The following is a 16125-nucleotide window of genomic DNA, read 5'->3' on the forward strand; positions in this document are numbered from 1 at the left end:
ATAAGGCCATTTTGTGCGCTTTTACAGCTAAAGATGGAATTCAACCATGTCTACACACATCGTTGCCGTATATGGAACCCTTCGCGAAGGCTTGTCTGATCATGGCTTAATTGCCGACTGTAAACGCATTGGTTTGGGTTGGCTTACAGGCTTTCGTATGCACAATCTCGGGGACTTCCCTGCCATTGTCCCCACTCTAGACGAAAGCGGGCGCATCCGCGTGGAGTGGTATCAAGTAAGCGATGAGTTATTGGCCGAATTAGACCAATTACAGGACTTCGATGAAAGCGCATTAAGCCAATCTATTCACACTCGTAAACGGATTTTCACTCCTTACGGTAAAGGCTGGATATACATTTATAATCAAACATTAGGCAATGCGCCCTACATGGAAGCGGGAGATTGGACCCGCTTCCTGAAAGAACAATCTAATCCAACACCACAACCGGCTTAGACGAGATTTGAGGAGACGTTTGAGCCTGCAGTTCCTCAATGCGTAAACGACTCTCAGCGACTTCTTGTTCATCTGTGAATAAACCAAAACGAACAATAAATTGTTTTGATTCTCCGGCCTCGATGGTCGGCACTAAACCAAGTGGTCGCTGGTAAGCACGGTTGTAGGCAAAACTGGTTCCGGGTTCAATCCCCACCACATAACCTTGCTCTAACGTATCGGTATTTTTCCAGACTGTTAATACCGGTAAGGTATCGGTTGAATAACACACCTCAATCGCTTGATTCCCTTGGGCATTTTGCATCAGAGCATACGACAAGCCATCCGCGTCACTGAGAGGACGAATGTTGAACACCATTTCATCAAAGTCTGCCGTCGGGGCTGGCATCTCTGACCAATCTTTTAAACCACTTGCTGCATAGTCATTAAAAGGCGATAACTCAGCCACTGGCACATGCAAACGCGCGCCTTCTTCTAAAATGGGTTGGGCAAAATTATTATGATAAATCGCTTGGTATTCACGAGGATAACTACCTTTGTTGGTCAAAGTATCTTCAACCAATAAATAAGGTTCGTCTGGTGTTAATGATAAGACCGTGTGCAATTCAAAATTAGTGAACTTGAAACGTTTTTCATCGACTCGACCACGCAACGTCACTCGATACGGTGGTACTTGCTCTACTTCTAGAATCACCTCATCGGCGGGAGTGTTTTGAATACGCCCATGCAAAGTGAGGAATTCATCACCATCTTGGCCTGGATGCCCAGCCCATTGGTAGCCACAGCGTACCAGCATTTCATTAAACCCATCTAACCAACCAATGCCGCCAGACGCTTCTTGATTAATAAAACTCGGGTGCACCACTTCTTTCACTGGGGAATCCCAACCAAAGCGTACGCCGTTGCGAGAGGCCTCTAAAATTGCCATACCACGAGTCGGCACAACCCGTACCACCGTATCGCCCACTGTGAGTTGAATCACCCGCGAACCCGCTTGTTTACCACCGACTAAACAGGTTTGTTCTACCTGTACTGGAATCTCTTTAGGCAATCCCATCAATTCAGCATTCAATGACAAGTTTGCGACATCCACTTGCTGTTTCTGACTCAGCAAAACCAGTTGAAACATTGCATTACTCCCAACAAAATTTGCCACATGCTAGCGCGAGCTAGATAACAAGGCTAGCCATGAGGATAAAATCTGCTATTTATTCCATGTTCCTTGGCTCTTCGTTCTCGTTAAAAATCCCCCGGTGCACACTGTAAACACGTCAGTCCCAAATTACGCCACCCCTGCACCACAGCGTCGCGGTCATCCAATACCAACCAAGGGGAAAAACCATCCGCATGAATCTGCTCTAACAACGCTTTTTTCACGTCTTCGTCTGGTATGGCATCGGCACCTTCGGGACGTAAATACATGCCATCGCACGGAATCTGGTGTTTTTGAATCCATTCAAGTGAGTGCTGTTTGTGGGACTCAGGACGACCACTGCAAATCAAAATATGCTGACCCTGTTGCTTAAGAATAGTCACCAATCGCAGCACATTTTCAATCACTGGCGCATGTTTCATGTGCTCAAAAAACGGGTCCCAATGTTTTTCAGCGCCCAATACCCAATGGGCAACTTGAGTGTGATCAAATTCAGCAAGGGTGCCATCTAAATCAACAATAACGGCGTTTGGAGTCATAAAAATCTTCCTTTAAAAGGGGTGATAGTCCAGCCGTTTTCATCTTGGCTGGGAATGAAAGAAATCGGAGTCACATTGCCAATTCTGGGGCAATACGGTGTGCCATTAATCACATTGTTCAACACACGATACACACCCGAATGCGCAATGATTAACGGCCAATCATGTTCACTTAAAATCGTGTTTAGCGTGCTGATAACGCGGGCTTCAAAGTCCTGCCAAGATTCACCATTGGGCGGCGTAATTTCATAGGCTAATTGCTGCTCAATCGGACAACCTTCTAAATCCCCCCAGTTGCGCTCTTTAAGTTGTTCGTAAGGGTGGATGACTTGATTGGGCACCGCGTAAGATGCGGTTTGTTGAGTACGTTGTAGTGTGCTGGTAATCACCGCGCTCCACTCAATAACACTCAGTATCGGCGCCGCTTGTTGGGCTTGTTGAATACCGGTTGCACTCAGTGGACTATCCGTAAATCCACCAATACGAAACGCGGCGTTGAACTCGCTTTGCGCATGACGAGCAAAGACAAAAGGTTTAAAAAGTAAGGTCATAATCTAACTCTATACACTCTAACTCAATATAAGAATCTGCAGTAACGCTTGGGCCAAGAACCTGTCGCCATTCATTTAGGTCTTTCATCTGGTGAAAGAGGGGTGAACACACATCGCACTCAAGATGATCAACAAGGCGCTTTAAATCTCGTTTACGCGGATGCACATTCCAACGTTCAAAGTGGGCCCGGTCTTCACTGATCGCTTGGCGAGCATGCTCTGGTAGATGGCCGGTATAAACCGGCAAATAACGCTCGGGCTGCTGTAGTAATACTGCCGCCTCCCCGCTCATGCAATCAGGGTCACCGCATAACACCACCTTGGCATTTGGGTTAAACGGCTGGCTCTTAATACGTTCTAAGATAGGTCGGACCTCGGTACAAATACCTTCTATGGGTGCGGCCAAAGCCGACTCTGGCGTCAAACAATCTTCGCCTAATGTCCAATCGTCGAAACCAAATGACGTCAGCCAACAGGCAATTTCTAAGGCGCGACCGCTTTGTGGAACTGGCATCAACAACGCTCTTTCATCACTAAGGAAATTCACCAAGGCACTTTTGCATTGCTCTAATGAATTGTCGTATAAACCATAGGACGCATCGAGCAAGGCAATGCTGGCTTTTGGCGGCATAGTGAAAGGATACAAGGTAGATTCCAGACTAAAATCGCCGCTGTAGAACACCCCCTTCCCAATGTTGAGATGTAGCCAAATGCCGCCAAACGAATGCCCTGCGGAGCCTGTGGTGACTTCAATGCCTTCGACCAAGGTCGTGCCGCACACCGGCAAGGTCTGTAGATTCAGATGACTCGGTAGCTGTTTCTGCACCAACAAGGTCGCATACACTGGCACCTTACTGTCTACGTCATCTAATCCGCCCATGTGATCTTGATGATCGTGGGAAATAAATATGGCATCTAAGTCATCGGGTTGCGTCCAACCTTTGGCTTCGTCTGCTTCTAACGCGCCTCCAGCATCCAGTAAAAATCGCAGTGTTCGAGCATGAGGGGATGCTTGATAAGTGACCAAAATCGCCGCAGCGGTTTTTCGACCAGCACCACTGAGAATATCTACGCAAACCTTCATGATTCACTCTCAAGCGACCAAGCCTGCCCTAGACGCACATGATGCTGGCTATCAAGCGTCATCGGCACATCGCTGTAAGCCAATAACGCCTGACCATCGTTTAGCCTTAACTCGATGTCATAACGCTCACCCCGGAAAATACAGTTACGAACGGTCACGGCGAGCGATTTGGAATTCGCAACATCGGCACTTGCATCAACAAACGCAATATCTTGTGGTCGAACCAACACCTTGCTGGAGACTGTTTGTGGCGAATAGCCATCAATCAAACGATGTAAATCGGCGCTATTAAGGTATTGCTGAGGTGCAATCGCTTCTACACTTAACACAGAACCTCGACCGATAAAGTTCGCCAACCAAGTGTTCTTCGGCGTGGCGTACAATTCCTGTGGCGTTCCCCATTGCACAAGTTGGCCTTTGTTTAATACCGCAATGTGATCTGCCAACGACATGGCTTCGGATTGATCGTGAGTCACATAAACGATGGTCGCCCCCGTACGCTTATGAAACGCGCGGAAGGTTTCTTCCATAGTGGCGCGTAAATGACGATCTAAGTTCGCCAATGGCTCGTCGAACAACACCACGTCCGGTTCGGTCACCAAACTTCGCGCCAATGCCACGCGCTGACGTTGTCCGCCGCTGAGCTGTGCTGGCAATCGATCGGCATAGTCTTCAAGCTGAACGATCTCTAACGCTTCTTGGATGCGTCGATTGCGCTCGGCGGCAGGGATCTTCTGCACCTTAAGCGGATAACCGACATTGTCTTTGACGCTCATGTGCGGCCACAGCGCGTAAGATTGAAAAACCATGCCGAAGTTTCTGTCTTCCGTCGGAACATGCTGTCTCGTACTAGAAAGACACTCGCTTCCGTGAAGGATTTGTCCGTCAGAAACCGCTTCAAATCCCGCTAACATTCTTAAAATAGTCGATTTACCACAGCCACTCGGGCCAAGCAACGCGACAAATTCGCCCGGTTCAATGGTCAAACTCAAGCCTTTAACAACAGGATCACCATGAAAAGATTTATGTAAATTGTCTAATATTAATCGTGCCATGGAATCACTCCTTTCGGCAGACGGGAAGCGAACAAGCTCAATAGGCTCATCAACCCTGCAACCAGCAACACCACCAGCACGGCAATGGCAGAAGCCAGTACACTGTCGCCACTTTCATCGAGGTTAAAAATCAATACGCCGAGGGTTTCATTGCCCGCACTCCACAGCAACGCCGACACCGTCAGTTCATTAATCGAGATGAGAAACACCAATAACCCACCCGCGAAAAAGGCGGGAGCCGTGAGCGGCAGAATAATATCGACTAAGCGTTTCAGCGGCCTTGCGCCCGCCAGTTGCGCAGCTTCTTCTAACGCAGGATCTAACTGGGACATGGCGCTTAATACTGGCTTCAAGCACACGCTCAAAAAACACGAAAGGTACGCCAAAAAGATAATGCCCAAGGTGCCGTACAGGCTCACTTGGATAAAGGGCAAGGGTTTGGCAAACAGCAAAATAAAGGCAATCGCCAAGACAATACCTGGGATGGCGTAAGGCACTTCGATCAAACTGGCAATCACGGCTCTGGTACGCATTGGCAAACGCATCAACAAATAGCCCAAAGGCAAGGACACCAACATGAGAACCAAGGCACAAGAAAAGGCCAAGAAAACACTGTTCTCAAACGCTCGTGACGTCACGCCTTGGCGACTGATCATCTCGTAAAACGCAGACAAGGTAATGGTGTCGGACGTCAGCGACATCCCCAAAGCAGGCACCAACGAACTCACCACCAAAGCAAACAAAGGCGCCACCAAAATAAAGCAAAGCACTAAGGCCAACAGCACTTCTAATGGCAAACGCCAGTGCTGTAATCGAAATGAAATCGACTGAGCCGTGTGCCCCAATAAGGCATAACGACTACGTTGCTGTAACCATTGCTGTAACAACATGCCTGCCAACACCAACAAAGCGATGATCATCGACAGCCCAGCCACTTGGCTCAGCATATCGTTACCGAATCCCGCCATTTGCTGATAAATTAAGGTAGGCAAAACAATGTAACCGGCGGGGATACCCAGCATTGCAGGAATACCGAAATTACCCAGAGAGGAAACAAACGCCAACGCGGCGCCCGCGATAATCGCACTGCGACATAACGGCACAATGATGTCGAACCAAACTCGACACTGAGATGCTTTCGCTAGCTGTGCGGCTTCCAATAAATCTTGTGGTAATGCAATAAGTTGCGTTCGAAGCGCAAGATACACCAAGGGCGCACTTTGAATACCCAACAACAAGGCAATGCCTTCTGCAGAATACATCGGCTGTGGGCTACCCAACGCAGGTGCAATGCCCAAGGTGTTTAAAATAGGGCTCGCCGGACCAAACAGTTGTAGCCAGCTCAATGCTGTGACTTGAGGTGGAATCATCATCGGCAACATAAAGCAGAACACCCAAATGGCGCGACCACGAATGTTCGTCAAAGTAACAATAAAGCCAAATCCGCCGCCTAGAATCACGGCAATCAAGGTGCCTAAACCAGACGTATAAAAGCTGTTTTTTAAGGCAATCCAAGTACGCTCACTGCGTAATACTTCCGCCAAGGGCGATGACGCCGAAAAGGTAACATGACTTAGCGCTTCCACCAGCAACCGCAAACTCGGCACAAGGCTCAAGGTCGCAATCAAAATGAAGAGTCCGATGGACAACCAGCGAAGCTGGCTGTCCATCGTCAATCCATCCATTACTCGTGCTTTTAACAAAGAAGGCGTCATCTTGCTTAACCTTCAAAGATCTTGCTAAAGCGAGCTTTATTCACTTCATTGTTTTCTAGCGTCTTCGCCGCATCAAATGGCATCAAACGAATCGCGTCACGCTTAGGAAAACCCGCTGGGACGCCGATATCACCACGCGCAGGTAAATACCCTTGCTCTAATACCAACTGCTGACCGTCTTTGGACAACAGAAAATCCACAAAACGTTTCGCGGCCGCTTTGTTTTTCGCGCCTTTCATAATGGCAACCGGTTCCGTCACCATGCTTACGCCCGTTTTAGGGAAAATAAATTCGATCGGCGAGCCTTTCGCGGCTTCACGAATGGCTAAGAAATCCACAATCACGCCATACGGTTTTGTGCCTGACGCAACGGCTTTCAATACACCACCGTTGCCGCCTTGGGCTTTCACTTGATTCGCGTGCAATTGCTCGTAGTAATTCCAGCCTAGCGTTTTATCATCCGTTAAGGTCGCAAGGTGAATCAGTGCCGCGCCAGAATACAAAGGGCTAGGCATGGCCACTTGGTTTTTATATTCCGGCTTCACCAGATCCGACCAATCCGTTGGATGTTGTGGTGCTTTTTGATGACGAACAATGCCCGTCGTGATCAATTTTGTACCGTAGTAATAACCCTTATCGCTGTACAAACTGTCTTCGTATTGTCTGCGGTTAGGACTTAAGTAGGATTCTAAATAACCGTCCGACACCATGGATTCCATGGTCACGCTGTCGGCAATTAACAGCACATCAGGTTTCACCACACCAGAAGACAATTCAGCGCGCAACTTAGTCATCAACTTTGTGGTGCCGTCACGAACCCATTCTACTTTGATGTCTGGATTGGCCGCTTCAAAAGCGTCCACTGTCATTTGCGCATCTTTGTTTGGCTGACTGGTATACAGGGTCAACGTCTCTTGAGCTTGCGCAGAAAGAGGAAAAGCAAGTGCCGCTGCGCATATCAATAAAGTCTTCTTAACGGTCATTGGGAAACTCTCTTTTTGATAAGTGAGCTGCAACAATACCGACACAATTTGACACTATAGTGACAAAAAATTTTCGTTTAATGGCGACCTTCTTTCGTTTCGAAAAGCCACGTGAAAAACATATTAAAAGGACTCAACCCTATGAATAAGCGACATCATGAAATTGTCCAATGGGTAAATTTACAAGGAAGACAGACGTTACAAGCCGTCGCAGACCAGTTTTCGGTTTCAGTGCAAACCATTCGTTCAGACATTCGATTATTAGCGGAAAAAGGGCTAATACTGCGCAGCCACGGTGAAGTAATTCCATTTCCACATCGTGAAAATATCAGTTTTGACCAACGGCGGATTCGTCATGCCGCAGGTAAAAAACACATTGCCGACCTGTGTGTGAGCAAGATTGCGGATTATCAATCGATCTTTCTCGGCAGTGGTTCAAGTGTCGCGGAAGTGGCGAGTCAGCTGACGTCATTTCAAGGCCTACAAGTGATGACGACCAACTTACATGCCGCGCGCAATTTATGTGAACACCCAGATTGCGAGCTGACGATTTCGGGCGGTCGAGTACGGATGCGTGACCAAGATGTCATTGGCGGTGATGCCATGCGTTTTTTCCAACGTTATCGCGCCGACATTGGTATTTTTTCCGTCGCGGCAACCAATAAACAAGGACATTTGTTTGATTTCACCGACGAAGAAGTCATGGCCAGAGAAGCCTTGGTAGAACATTGTCATTATCGTATTTTGGTGATCGACAGCACAAAATTTGATACTGAATCTCGTTGTTTATGGGGAAAGATGAGCGACTATGATTGTGTCATTACCGACCAACAACCTGCTCCCGCGCTATTAAGTACCCTGACCTATCAAGGTGTCGAGGTATTGTATTGACCAGCACATGCCATGTTTGTAGACATTGCACAGAAGGTATTTGACCGGAATCTAGACCAAGCCCCAAGCACTGACGTTTAAGTGCGTGGGGCTTTTTAAACACGCATTTGCGTGTCACAAATGCGGCCAGAATTTCGCCACAATGCGATGCACCCATCGATCGTAAGGAGGCGCAATCAGGGCGACCAAATTCACACCAGACTTACGCAAAACCGCTTTATTATGTGAAAAGGTTCGAAAGCCTTCTTCGGCATGATAGGCCCCCATGCCGGAGTCTCCCACGCCACCAAAAGGCAAATCAGATTGAGCCACGTGAATCAAAGCATGGTTGATCACCAACCCACCGCTGGCGATGCTTTGCTCACAACGTTGTTCGTCTTCTTTATGCTGTGTAAATAAATACATGGCCAAAGGACGAGGGCGTTGTTGGATGTATTGAAAGCCTTCGTCTATGGTCTGGTAAGTTTGTATCGGCAAGATCGGCCCAAAAATTTCATCCTGCATCACCGCGAGTTTTTCCTCAGCCTCATGCAGAACATGCAACGCGAGCTTTCCTTCTAAGGTATCTGGTCCTTGTGGTAAAAGGTTGTCACATTGGACACCAGATGCTTGCGCTTCTTCTAGGTAGCCTTGCAAACGCGAGAGCTGTCGGTCATTAATGATGCTGGTGTAGTCTGGGCTGGCAATGCCTTGCGGATATTGATCTGCTAATACCTTTTTAAGGTGTTCAATCAGCTCGGCTTTTTGAGACTCATGGCACAACACGTAATCCGGAGCCACACAGGTTTGCCCTGCATTAATAAGCTTAGCAAAGACCAACTTTTTCGCGGTATCCGCTAAGTCCGCCGATGGCGTGATCAAGAGAGGTGACTTGCCCCCCAATTCCAATGTGACAGGGGTGAGGTGCTGAGCGGCATTTTTCATCACAATACGGCCAACGTTGGTCGAGCCCGTAAACAGCAAATGATCGAATGCCAATTGACTAAATTGATTGGCAATGTCCGCTTCACCTTCTATCACTTCAGCCCACTCATCACCGCAAGCGGTTTGTAAAATTTGGCGTAATACTTTATTAGTCGCCGGACAAAACTCCGACACCTTCAACATCACTCGGTTACCTGCCGCGATGGCACCAACGATGGGCCCCAGAGACAGCAAAACAGGGTAATTCCAAGGCGCGATCACACCCACTAACCCTTTAGGTTGATAAAACACCTTGCCACTGGCTGGCCAACTGGTCATATGCAAAGATCGTCGACTCGGCTTCATCCATTTGTGTAAATGCTTTAAGGTGTGTTTGATTTCACCCAATAGCGGCACTAACTCAATCAAACGCGATTCAGCATGGGCGCGACAGCCGAAGTCTTGCTGTAACGCATCCAACAAGGGGACTTCATACTCTAATAGGGTTGTTTTTAGACTCAACAATAACTGCCGTCTAGCCTCTTCAGAAGGATACGGTTTGGTTCGAGTCAATGATTTCAAACGAGCGAAAGCCGAGTTAAGTTGTGCTTCCGAATCAATAAGTGTGCTGGTCATGTCCGCCTCAAAAGAATTATTGGTTTTATTGTTCATCCAAGCGCACCTAACAAAAAGGAAATTGTCTGTTTATTGATCAATGTCGTTTCCTAACCCACGGTGGTTGGCTACACTTTAATCTACTAAGAATAAGAGCAAGGAGCGTATTATGGCAACCATACTCTGTTACGGCGATTCTCTCACTTGGGGCAGCGTACCAAACGGCGGTCGCTATCCTAAACATCTGCGCTGGCCATCCAAACTAAATGGCTTACTAGGCTCTCAGCACCAAGTCATTAATTTTGGCTTGCCTGGGCGAACCACCATTTGGAACGACCCTTTTTTAGAAGGACGCAACGGCTTAGCCTATCTACAAGCCGCATTGGAAACCTTCGGGCCTGTCGACCTTCTTATCATCATGCTGGGCACCAATGACTTAAAGCGCCACTTCAATGTTGGAGCTTACGAAGCGGCAAAAGGCGTGGAAAAGCTGATCGCGAAGTCAAGAATACCAAGTGACCACGGATTCCCGAGCCCAAGTCTGTTGATCATTGCCCCACCAAATATTTTATCCCCAAAAGGCGCGATGTCTGAAAGTTTCAGCGGCGCCACTGAAAAATCCCAATATTTTCATCAACATTACCAAGATATTACCTCACAGAATCAATGCCTCTTCCTAAATTCCGCAGGCGTGTTGCAACCCAGCGATATCGATGGTGTCCACCTAGATACTCAAGGAAATGAGCAACTTGCCAACGCCATTTTTGAATTAATAAAAGACAAAATTTAAATATAACATACTGTTTTTATAGGAATTTATAGCGTTTATTTGATAATTGATAGACATCAGATAGACGCTCTCTCGTTTTTTTCTTCAAAGTGAATCTAAAAATTGGCAGAAATTAATGGGGTGTTAGATCTTGACAAAAACACAGTCCTAATAATGGTTGTTATGAAAAGTGAAAAATTGTACGAAATATGCACGATTATCCGGCCTTTTTTCGATTTAGATGAAATAATCGGCCATGCTTGCATTTCGTTCACAAAGTTATCCACAAGATGCTGTGTGCCAATTCTCTGCTTCAAATAAACCGGGTTCCCCCTGAAAAACCAACTGTATGTCGGAATTTAATGCATTTTGTACCTCAATTTTTAGAATGATCGACGTATGATACAAAGCACACTTGAGAGAAAAAGGACGCATAATATGAAGGTTAGCTTTATCGGACTCGGTACCATGGGGTTCCCAATGGCCGGACATTTAAGTAAAGCAGGTCATTCTGTTGTGGTTTACAACCGCTCAGTCGAAAAAGCACAATTATGGTGTGATCACTTTGTCGGATCATACGTAGACACCCCGGCAGAAGCCGCACAAGATGCTGACATTGTGCTCACCTGTGTGGGCAACGACGAGGACCTCAAAGAGGTTTACTTAGGTCAGAATGGTGCTTTCCAATGCGCCAAACCTGGCACCTTATTCATTGATCATACGACCGCTTCCGCTGAAGTCGCAAAAACCTTACTGCATGCCGCCAATAAAAAAGGTTATGACTTTATGGACGCACCAGTGTCTGGTGGTCAAGCTGGCGCCGAGAATGGGGTATTAACGGTGATGATTGGGGGCGAACTCGCTCACCTCGAAAAAGCCAAGCCTGTATTAGACTGTTATGCCAAAGCCACCAGCCTCATGGGGGATGTGGGTCAAGGCCAAGTGGCCAAGATGGTGAATCAAATTCTCATTGCAGGTGTTTTATCAGGACTTTCTGAAGGCATTCGCTTTGCCCAGCAAGCAGGCTTGGACATCCCAACCTTAGTCGATACCCTCAAACACGGCGCGGCGGGCTCTTGGCAATTAGAAAATCGCGGAGAGACCATGGCCAAGGATGAATTTGATTTTGGTTTTGCCATTGAGTGGATGCATAAGGACCTTGGTCTTTGTTTAGCGCAAGCGGAAAAAATGGGGCTGAATTTACCGCTGACTCAAGAAGTCGACGACAAATATCAGCAACTGATCAACGCAGGCCATGGCCGCCAAGACACGTCCGTTTTAATCAAAGCACTTGACCAAACAACCTAATGTTTTTTGAGCCAGAGAGGTCATGCCTCTCTGGCAAAGCGCACTAATCCCTGTCTCTTTACACACCTTTTTCCTCCCTGAACCCATCACTTTTCTAAACTGAGAAAATGAATTTGCACTTTTTTGCCTCATTCAGTTTTTGCCTTTTCGAGCTTCAAGCCAGATATAACAAGCCTTTACCTTCGTTATCGAAAATCTCTATTCATTAGACGTATAGGACATATCGTTATTTCGATTGGTCATTGCTGATTGCTTCAGTACTCTTCAATAACGCTGTTTTGACAGTCTGTTCATCGGATCTGTCATATGGCTAAAGGGGGCTCAAGGATGAGGCAGAACAGCCCCATTTAAACTTGGAGTTTGAATGGGGCTTGTTTTATCAATAAGAAGGCTCTTTCCCACCTGATCACAAAAGTAACGAATATCGACTTCCCACGTGCTTAGCACGAATATAATTATGTTAATGGAGAGTTCAAATGAAAAAAGGGCTAGCAAAACTAACGCTCGCGCTGATGACCGCCGGTGCCATTAGTACTACAGCTCATGCGGCGACTACTTTGGTTTACTGCTCAGAAGGCAGTCCTGAAGGCTTTAACCCAGCTTTTTACACGTCTGGTACGACGTTTGATGCAACATCTAAAAACATGTTCAACCGTTTGATGGAATTCAAACTTGGCACCACTGAAACTGAGCCAGGCTTGGCGACCAGCTACGATGTTTCTGCCGATGGCCTTGAGTACACTTTCCATTTGCGTAAGGGTGTGAAGTTCCATTCTTCTAAATCGTTCAAACCAACACGTGACTTTAATGCAGACGATGTCGTCTTCACATTTGACCGTCAGTGGAACAAAAACAACCCTTATCACACTGTTTCCGGTGGTTCATACGAATACTTCAACGGTATGGGTATGGGTGACCTAATCAAAGACATCGTGAAAGTAGATGACTACACGGTGAAATTTGTTCTAAATCAGCCAGAAGCGCCTTTCATTGCCAACTTGGCGATGGACTTTGCGTCTATCTTCTCGAAAGAACAAGCTGATTATCTAATGAAGAAAGGCACACCTGAGCAGCTTGATATCAACCCAGTTGCGACCGGTCCATTCCAAAAAGTTCAATACCAGAAAGACTCTTTGATTCGCTACACCGCCTTTAAAGATTACTGGAAAGGCAAAGCCAAAGTGGATCGCTTAGTCTTCTCTATCACACCTGATGCTTCTGTTCGCTACGCGAAATTAAAAGCCGGTGAATGTGATGTGATGCCGTACCCGAATCCTGCTGATCTTGAGCAAATGGATCAGGATCCAAACATCAATCTAATGAGTCAAGAAGGTCTGAACGTTGGTTATCTTGCGTTCAACACTCAGAAGAAACCGTTTGATGACATTCGAGTTCGCCAAGCCCTTAACTTAGCAACGGACAAGAGCGCCATCATTGATGCGGTTTTCCAAGGCGCAGGTAAAGCGGCGAAAAACCCAATTCCACCCACTATGTGGTCTTACAATAACAACATTGTGGATTACCCATACGATCCTGTGAAAGCGAAAAAACTATTAGCCGAAGCGGGTTATCCTGATGGTTTCTCAACCAACATCTGGGCTATGCCAGTACAACGTCCATACAATCCAAATGCCCGTCGTATGGCTGAAATCATGCAAGAAGACTGGTCTAAAGTCGGTGTGAAAGCAGAAATCGTTTCTTACGAATGGGGTGAATACCTAAACCGTTCTAAGAAAGGTGAGCACGACACGGTATTACTAGGTTGGACTGGTGACAACGGTGACCCAGATAACTTCCTATACGTTTTGCTAGGTTGTGATGGCGTCGGTGGTTCAAACCGTGCGCAATGGTGTAACGAAGAGTTCAACGACCTATTACTAGCGGCGAAGCAAACCTCTGACAAAGCTGAACGTACTAAGGATTACGAGCAAGCTCAAGTGGTCTTCAAGCGCGAAGCGCCTTGGATCACGGTGGCACACTCTGTTGTCTATGAGCCAATCAGCAAAGACGTTAAAGGGTATAAAATCGACCCTCTAGGTGGTCATTACTTCTATAACGTAAGCAAATAAATTGTCCTAGTTCGGACAAATAATGCCTGCTTGTTGATGAGAGAAAGTCAGCAAGTAGGCATTCTGTTGAACGAGTGAGTCCTCGATCAATTCGTACCCCGAGAGAGCCTGTCCTATTATGTTCCAGTTTATTTTTCGTCGTTTAAGTCTGGTCGTGCCAACCTTTATCGGCATCACCTTACTGACTTTCACGCTGATCCGTCTCATCCCTGGTGACCCTATTGAAGTCATGGCAGGAGAACGCGGTGTCAGTGCAGAGCGACATGCCGAGTTAAGCGCTCAACTAGGCTTTGATCAGCCTTTATATGTCCAATATTTCCGCTATGTTAGTGGTGTATTGCAAGGCGACCTAGGCAACTCCTTAATCACCAAAGAGCCGGTCATGAAAGAGTTTCTAACCCTCTTTCCGGCCACCATTGAGTTGGCGTTTTGTGCCGCCATCTTCGCAATTTTAGTGGGTCTACCTGCCGGTATCTTTGCCGCGGTGAAACGAGGCACGGTATTAGACCATTCTGTTATGACCTTTTCTCTAACGGGTTATTCCATGCCTATCTTCTGGTGGGCTTTGCTGCTGATGTTGGTCTTTTCCGTAACCTTAGGCTGGACTCCCGTATCTGGACGAATTGATGTGGTCTATTGGATCGATGATGTGACCGGATTTATGCTCATCGATGCGTTACTTTCCGATGAAGTTGGGGCATTCCGTTCCGCTGTCTCGCACTTAATTCTGCCCAGCATTGTACTAGGGACCATTCCCATGGCGGTGATCGCCCGTATGACACGCTCTTCCATGTTGGAAGTATTGAGCGAAGATTACATCCGCACAGCTCGAGCCAAAGGCATTGCTCCCTGGCGCGTCATCATTATTCACGCTTTACGTAATGCGCTGATCCCTGTGATCACGGTGATTGGTCTGCAAGTTGGTATTTTGTTGTCCGGCGCCATCCTCACCGAGACCGTATTTGCTTGGCCAGGCATCGGAAAATGGCTGATTGAGTCCATCGGACGTCGAGATTACCCCGTGGTGCAAGGTGGCATCTTAATTGTGGCCTGTATCATCATCACAGTGAATTTATTAGTCGACATTGCCTATGGCATTGTTAATCCACGTATTAGACACAGTAAATAAAAGGGCGCCGATTTATGTCTTCTCAAACCATTACTGCGCCAATACCAAAAACACCACTGCAAGAGTTTTGGCATTATTTCCGTACCAATAAAGGGGCTGTGGCGGGCCTGAGCTTTATTGTGCTGATTTGTTTTATGGCCATTTTTGCCGATTTTGTCGCACCACATTCTCCGTCACAACAGTATCGCGATGCACTCCTTCTACCGCCAGCATGGTTACAAGGTGGTAACTGGTCCTTTATTTTGGGAACAGATGATGTGGGTCGAGACATTCTGTCTCGTTTAATTCACGGCTCTCGTTTGTCTATCTCAGTAGGGATCGTCGCCGTGACCGCATCACTCATCATGGGGATATTACTCGGGCTAATTGCTGGCTATTTCAAAGGTATGATCGACACCATGATCATGCGCATTGTCGACATCATGTTGGCCATGCCAAGCTTGCTGCTGGCGATTGCGATTGTCGCCATCTTAGGGCCAAGCATCGTCAATGCCGCATTGGCCATCTCCATTGTCTCGTTGCCGCATTATGTTCGTTTGACTCGAGCCGCGACCATGGCAGAAATGTCAAAAGACTATGTTACGTCCTCACGAGTCATCGGGGCGGGGCCACTTAGACTGATGTTTGTTTGTATTCTGCCAAACTGTTTGGCACCCCTTATCGTTCAAGCGACATTGGGTTTTTCCACTGCCATTCTCGATATGGCAGCCTTGGGTTTCCTAGGATTAGGCGCTCAACCGCCAACCCCTGAGTGGGGCTCAATGCTGTCCGATGCACTGCAATTTGTACAGCGTGCTTGGTGGGTCGTGACCTTTCCTGGTTTGATGATCCTCATTACCGTTCTGGCGTTTAACTTAATGGGCGACGGCTTACGTGACGCCCTTGACCCTAAGTTAAAGCAATAGGA

At 47.2% G+C, this 16125-nt stretch carries 15 protein-coding genes; 7 read left to right on the plus strand and 8 right to left on the minus strand.

Going from position 1 to position 16125, the window contains the following annotated elements:
* The first annotated feature begins 46 nt into the window (after positions 1 to 46).
* Positions 47 to 454, plus strand: coding sequence for a gamma-glutamylcyclotransferase family protein (locus OA79_RS05630; RefSeq protein ID WP_063332251.1), 408 nt, complete (start codon positions 47 to 49; stop codon positions 452 to 454).
* Here OA79_RS05630 and OA79_RS05635 read toward each other — a convergent pair.
* The 7 genes from OA79_RS05635 to OA79_RS05665 form a co-directional block, all read right to left on the minus strand.
* A complete protein-coding gene (locus OA79_RS05635; protein ID WP_063332252.1) occupies positions 429 to 1583 on the minus strand; it encodes an aldose 1-epimerase family protein in 1155 nt (384 codons plus the stop codon). The two genes, OA79_RS05630 and OA79_RS05635, sit on opposite strands and share 26 nt — an antisense overlap.
* Before the next feature lie 110 nt (positions 1584 to 1693).
* Positions 1694 to 2146 (minus strand): phosphatase domain-containing protein, encoded by a 453-nt coding sequence (locus OA79_RS05640; protein WP_063332253.1) that lies wholly within the window; start codon positions 2144 to 2146, stop codon positions 1694 to 1696.
* Complete coding sequence (locus OA79_RS05645; protein WP_063332254.1) at positions 2143 to 2697, minus strand: histidine phosphatase family protein; 555 nt, start codon at positions 2695 to 2697, stop codon at positions 2143 to 2145. Before OA79_RS05645 ends, OA79_RS05640 begins: the two co-directional genes overlap by 4 nt.
* Positions 2681 to 3781: an MBL fold metallo-hydrolase gene (locus OA79_RS05650; RefSeq protein WP_063332255.1), complete on the minus strand. Its 1101-nt coding sequence runs from the start codon at positions 3779 to 3781 to the stop codon at positions 2681 to 2683. The genes OA79_RS05645 and OA79_RS05650 overlap by 17 nt, the downstream gene beginning before the upstream one ends.
* Positions 3778 to 4836 carry an ABC transporter ATP-binding protein gene (locus OA79_RS05655; protein WP_063332256.1) on the minus strand — a complete coding sequence of 353 codons (1059 nt, stop codon included), beginning with the start codon at positions 4834 to 4836 and terminating at the stop codon, positions 3778 to 3780. Before OA79_RS05655 ends, OA79_RS05650 begins: the two co-directional genes overlap by 4 nt.
* Positions 4824 to 6506 (minus strand): ABC transporter permease, encoded by a 1683-nt coding sequence (locus OA79_RS05660; protein WP_063332402.1) that lies wholly within the window; start codon positions 6504 to 6506, stop codon positions 4824 to 4826. Before OA79_RS05660 ends, OA79_RS05655 begins: the two co-directional genes overlap by 13 nt.
* Positions 6507 to 6556: 50 nt before the next feature.
* Positions 6557 to 7534: an ABC transporter substrate-binding protein gene (locus OA79_RS05665; protein WP_063332257.1), complete on the minus strand. Its 978-nt coding sequence runs from the start codon at positions 7532 to 7534 to the stop codon at positions 6557 to 6559.
* 141 nt (positions 7535 to 7675) lie between these two features.
* On the opposite strand from OA79_RS05665, the gene OA79_RS05670 reads away from it, so the two are divergent.
* The gene (locus OA79_RS05670; protein ID WP_063332258.1) at positions 7676 to 8425 is read left to right on the plus strand and encodes a DeoR/GlpR family DNA-binding transcription regulator; all 750 of its coding nucleotides are present in this window, start codon (positions 7676 to 7678) and stop codon (positions 8423 to 8425) included.
* 114 nt (positions 8426 to 8539) lie between these two features.
* Here the strand turns inward: OA79_RS05670 and OA79_RS05675 are convergent, their stop codons facing one another.
* The gene (locus tag OA79_RS05675; protein ID WP_231908811.1) at positions 8540 to 10000 is read right to left on the minus strand and encodes a coniferyl aldehyde dehydrogenase; all 1461 of its coding nucleotides are present in this window, start codon (positions 9998 to 10000) and stop codon (positions 8540 to 8542) included.
* A gap of 112 nt (positions 10001 to 10112) precedes the next feature.
* On the opposite strand from OA79_RS05675, the gene OA79_RS05680 reads away from it, so the two are divergent.
* From OA79_RS05680 to dppC, 5 genes are all read left to right on the plus strand, one after another.
* Entirely contained in the window at positions 10113 to 10733 is a 621-nt protein-coding gene (locus tag OA79_RS05680; protein WP_063332259.1) for an SGNH/GDSL hydrolase family protein, read from the plus strand.
* A gap of 378 nt (positions 10734 to 11111) precedes the next feature.
* Positions 11112 to 12020, plus strand: a complete 909-nt coding sequence (locus OA79_RS05685) for an NAD(P)-dependent oxidoreductase (protein ID WP_156486224.1) — start codon at positions 11112 to 11114, stop codon at positions 12018 to 12020.
* A gap of 476 nt (positions 12021 to 12496) precedes the next feature.
* Positions 12497 to 14089 carry an ABC transporter substrate-binding protein gene (locus OA79_RS05690; RefSeq protein WP_063332261.1) on the plus strand — a complete coding sequence of 531 codons (1593 nt, stop codon included), beginning with the start codon at positions 12497 to 12499 and terminating at the stop codon, positions 14087 to 14089.
* Positions 14090 to 14207: 118 nt separating this feature from the next.
* Positions 14208 to 15218 (plus strand): ABC transporter permease subunit, encoded by a 1011-nt coding sequence (locus OA79_RS05695; protein WP_063332262.1) that lies wholly within the window; start codon positions 14208 to 14210, stop codon positions 15216 to 15218.
* Between the two features lie 14 nt (positions 15219 to 15232).
* Complete coding sequence (gene dppC / locus OA79_RS05700; RefSeq protein ID WP_063332263.1) at positions 15233 to 16123, plus strand: dipeptide ABC transporter permease DppC; 891 nt, start codon at positions 15233 to 15235, stop codon at positions 16121 to 16123.
* Positions 16124 to 16125 lie beyond the last annotated feature (2 nt).

The organism is Marinomonas sp. TW1 (assembly GCF_001625355.1).
Taxonomy (GTDB): domain Bacteria; phylum Pseudomonadota; class Gammaproteobacteria; order Pseudomonadales; family Marinomonadaceae; genus Marinomonas.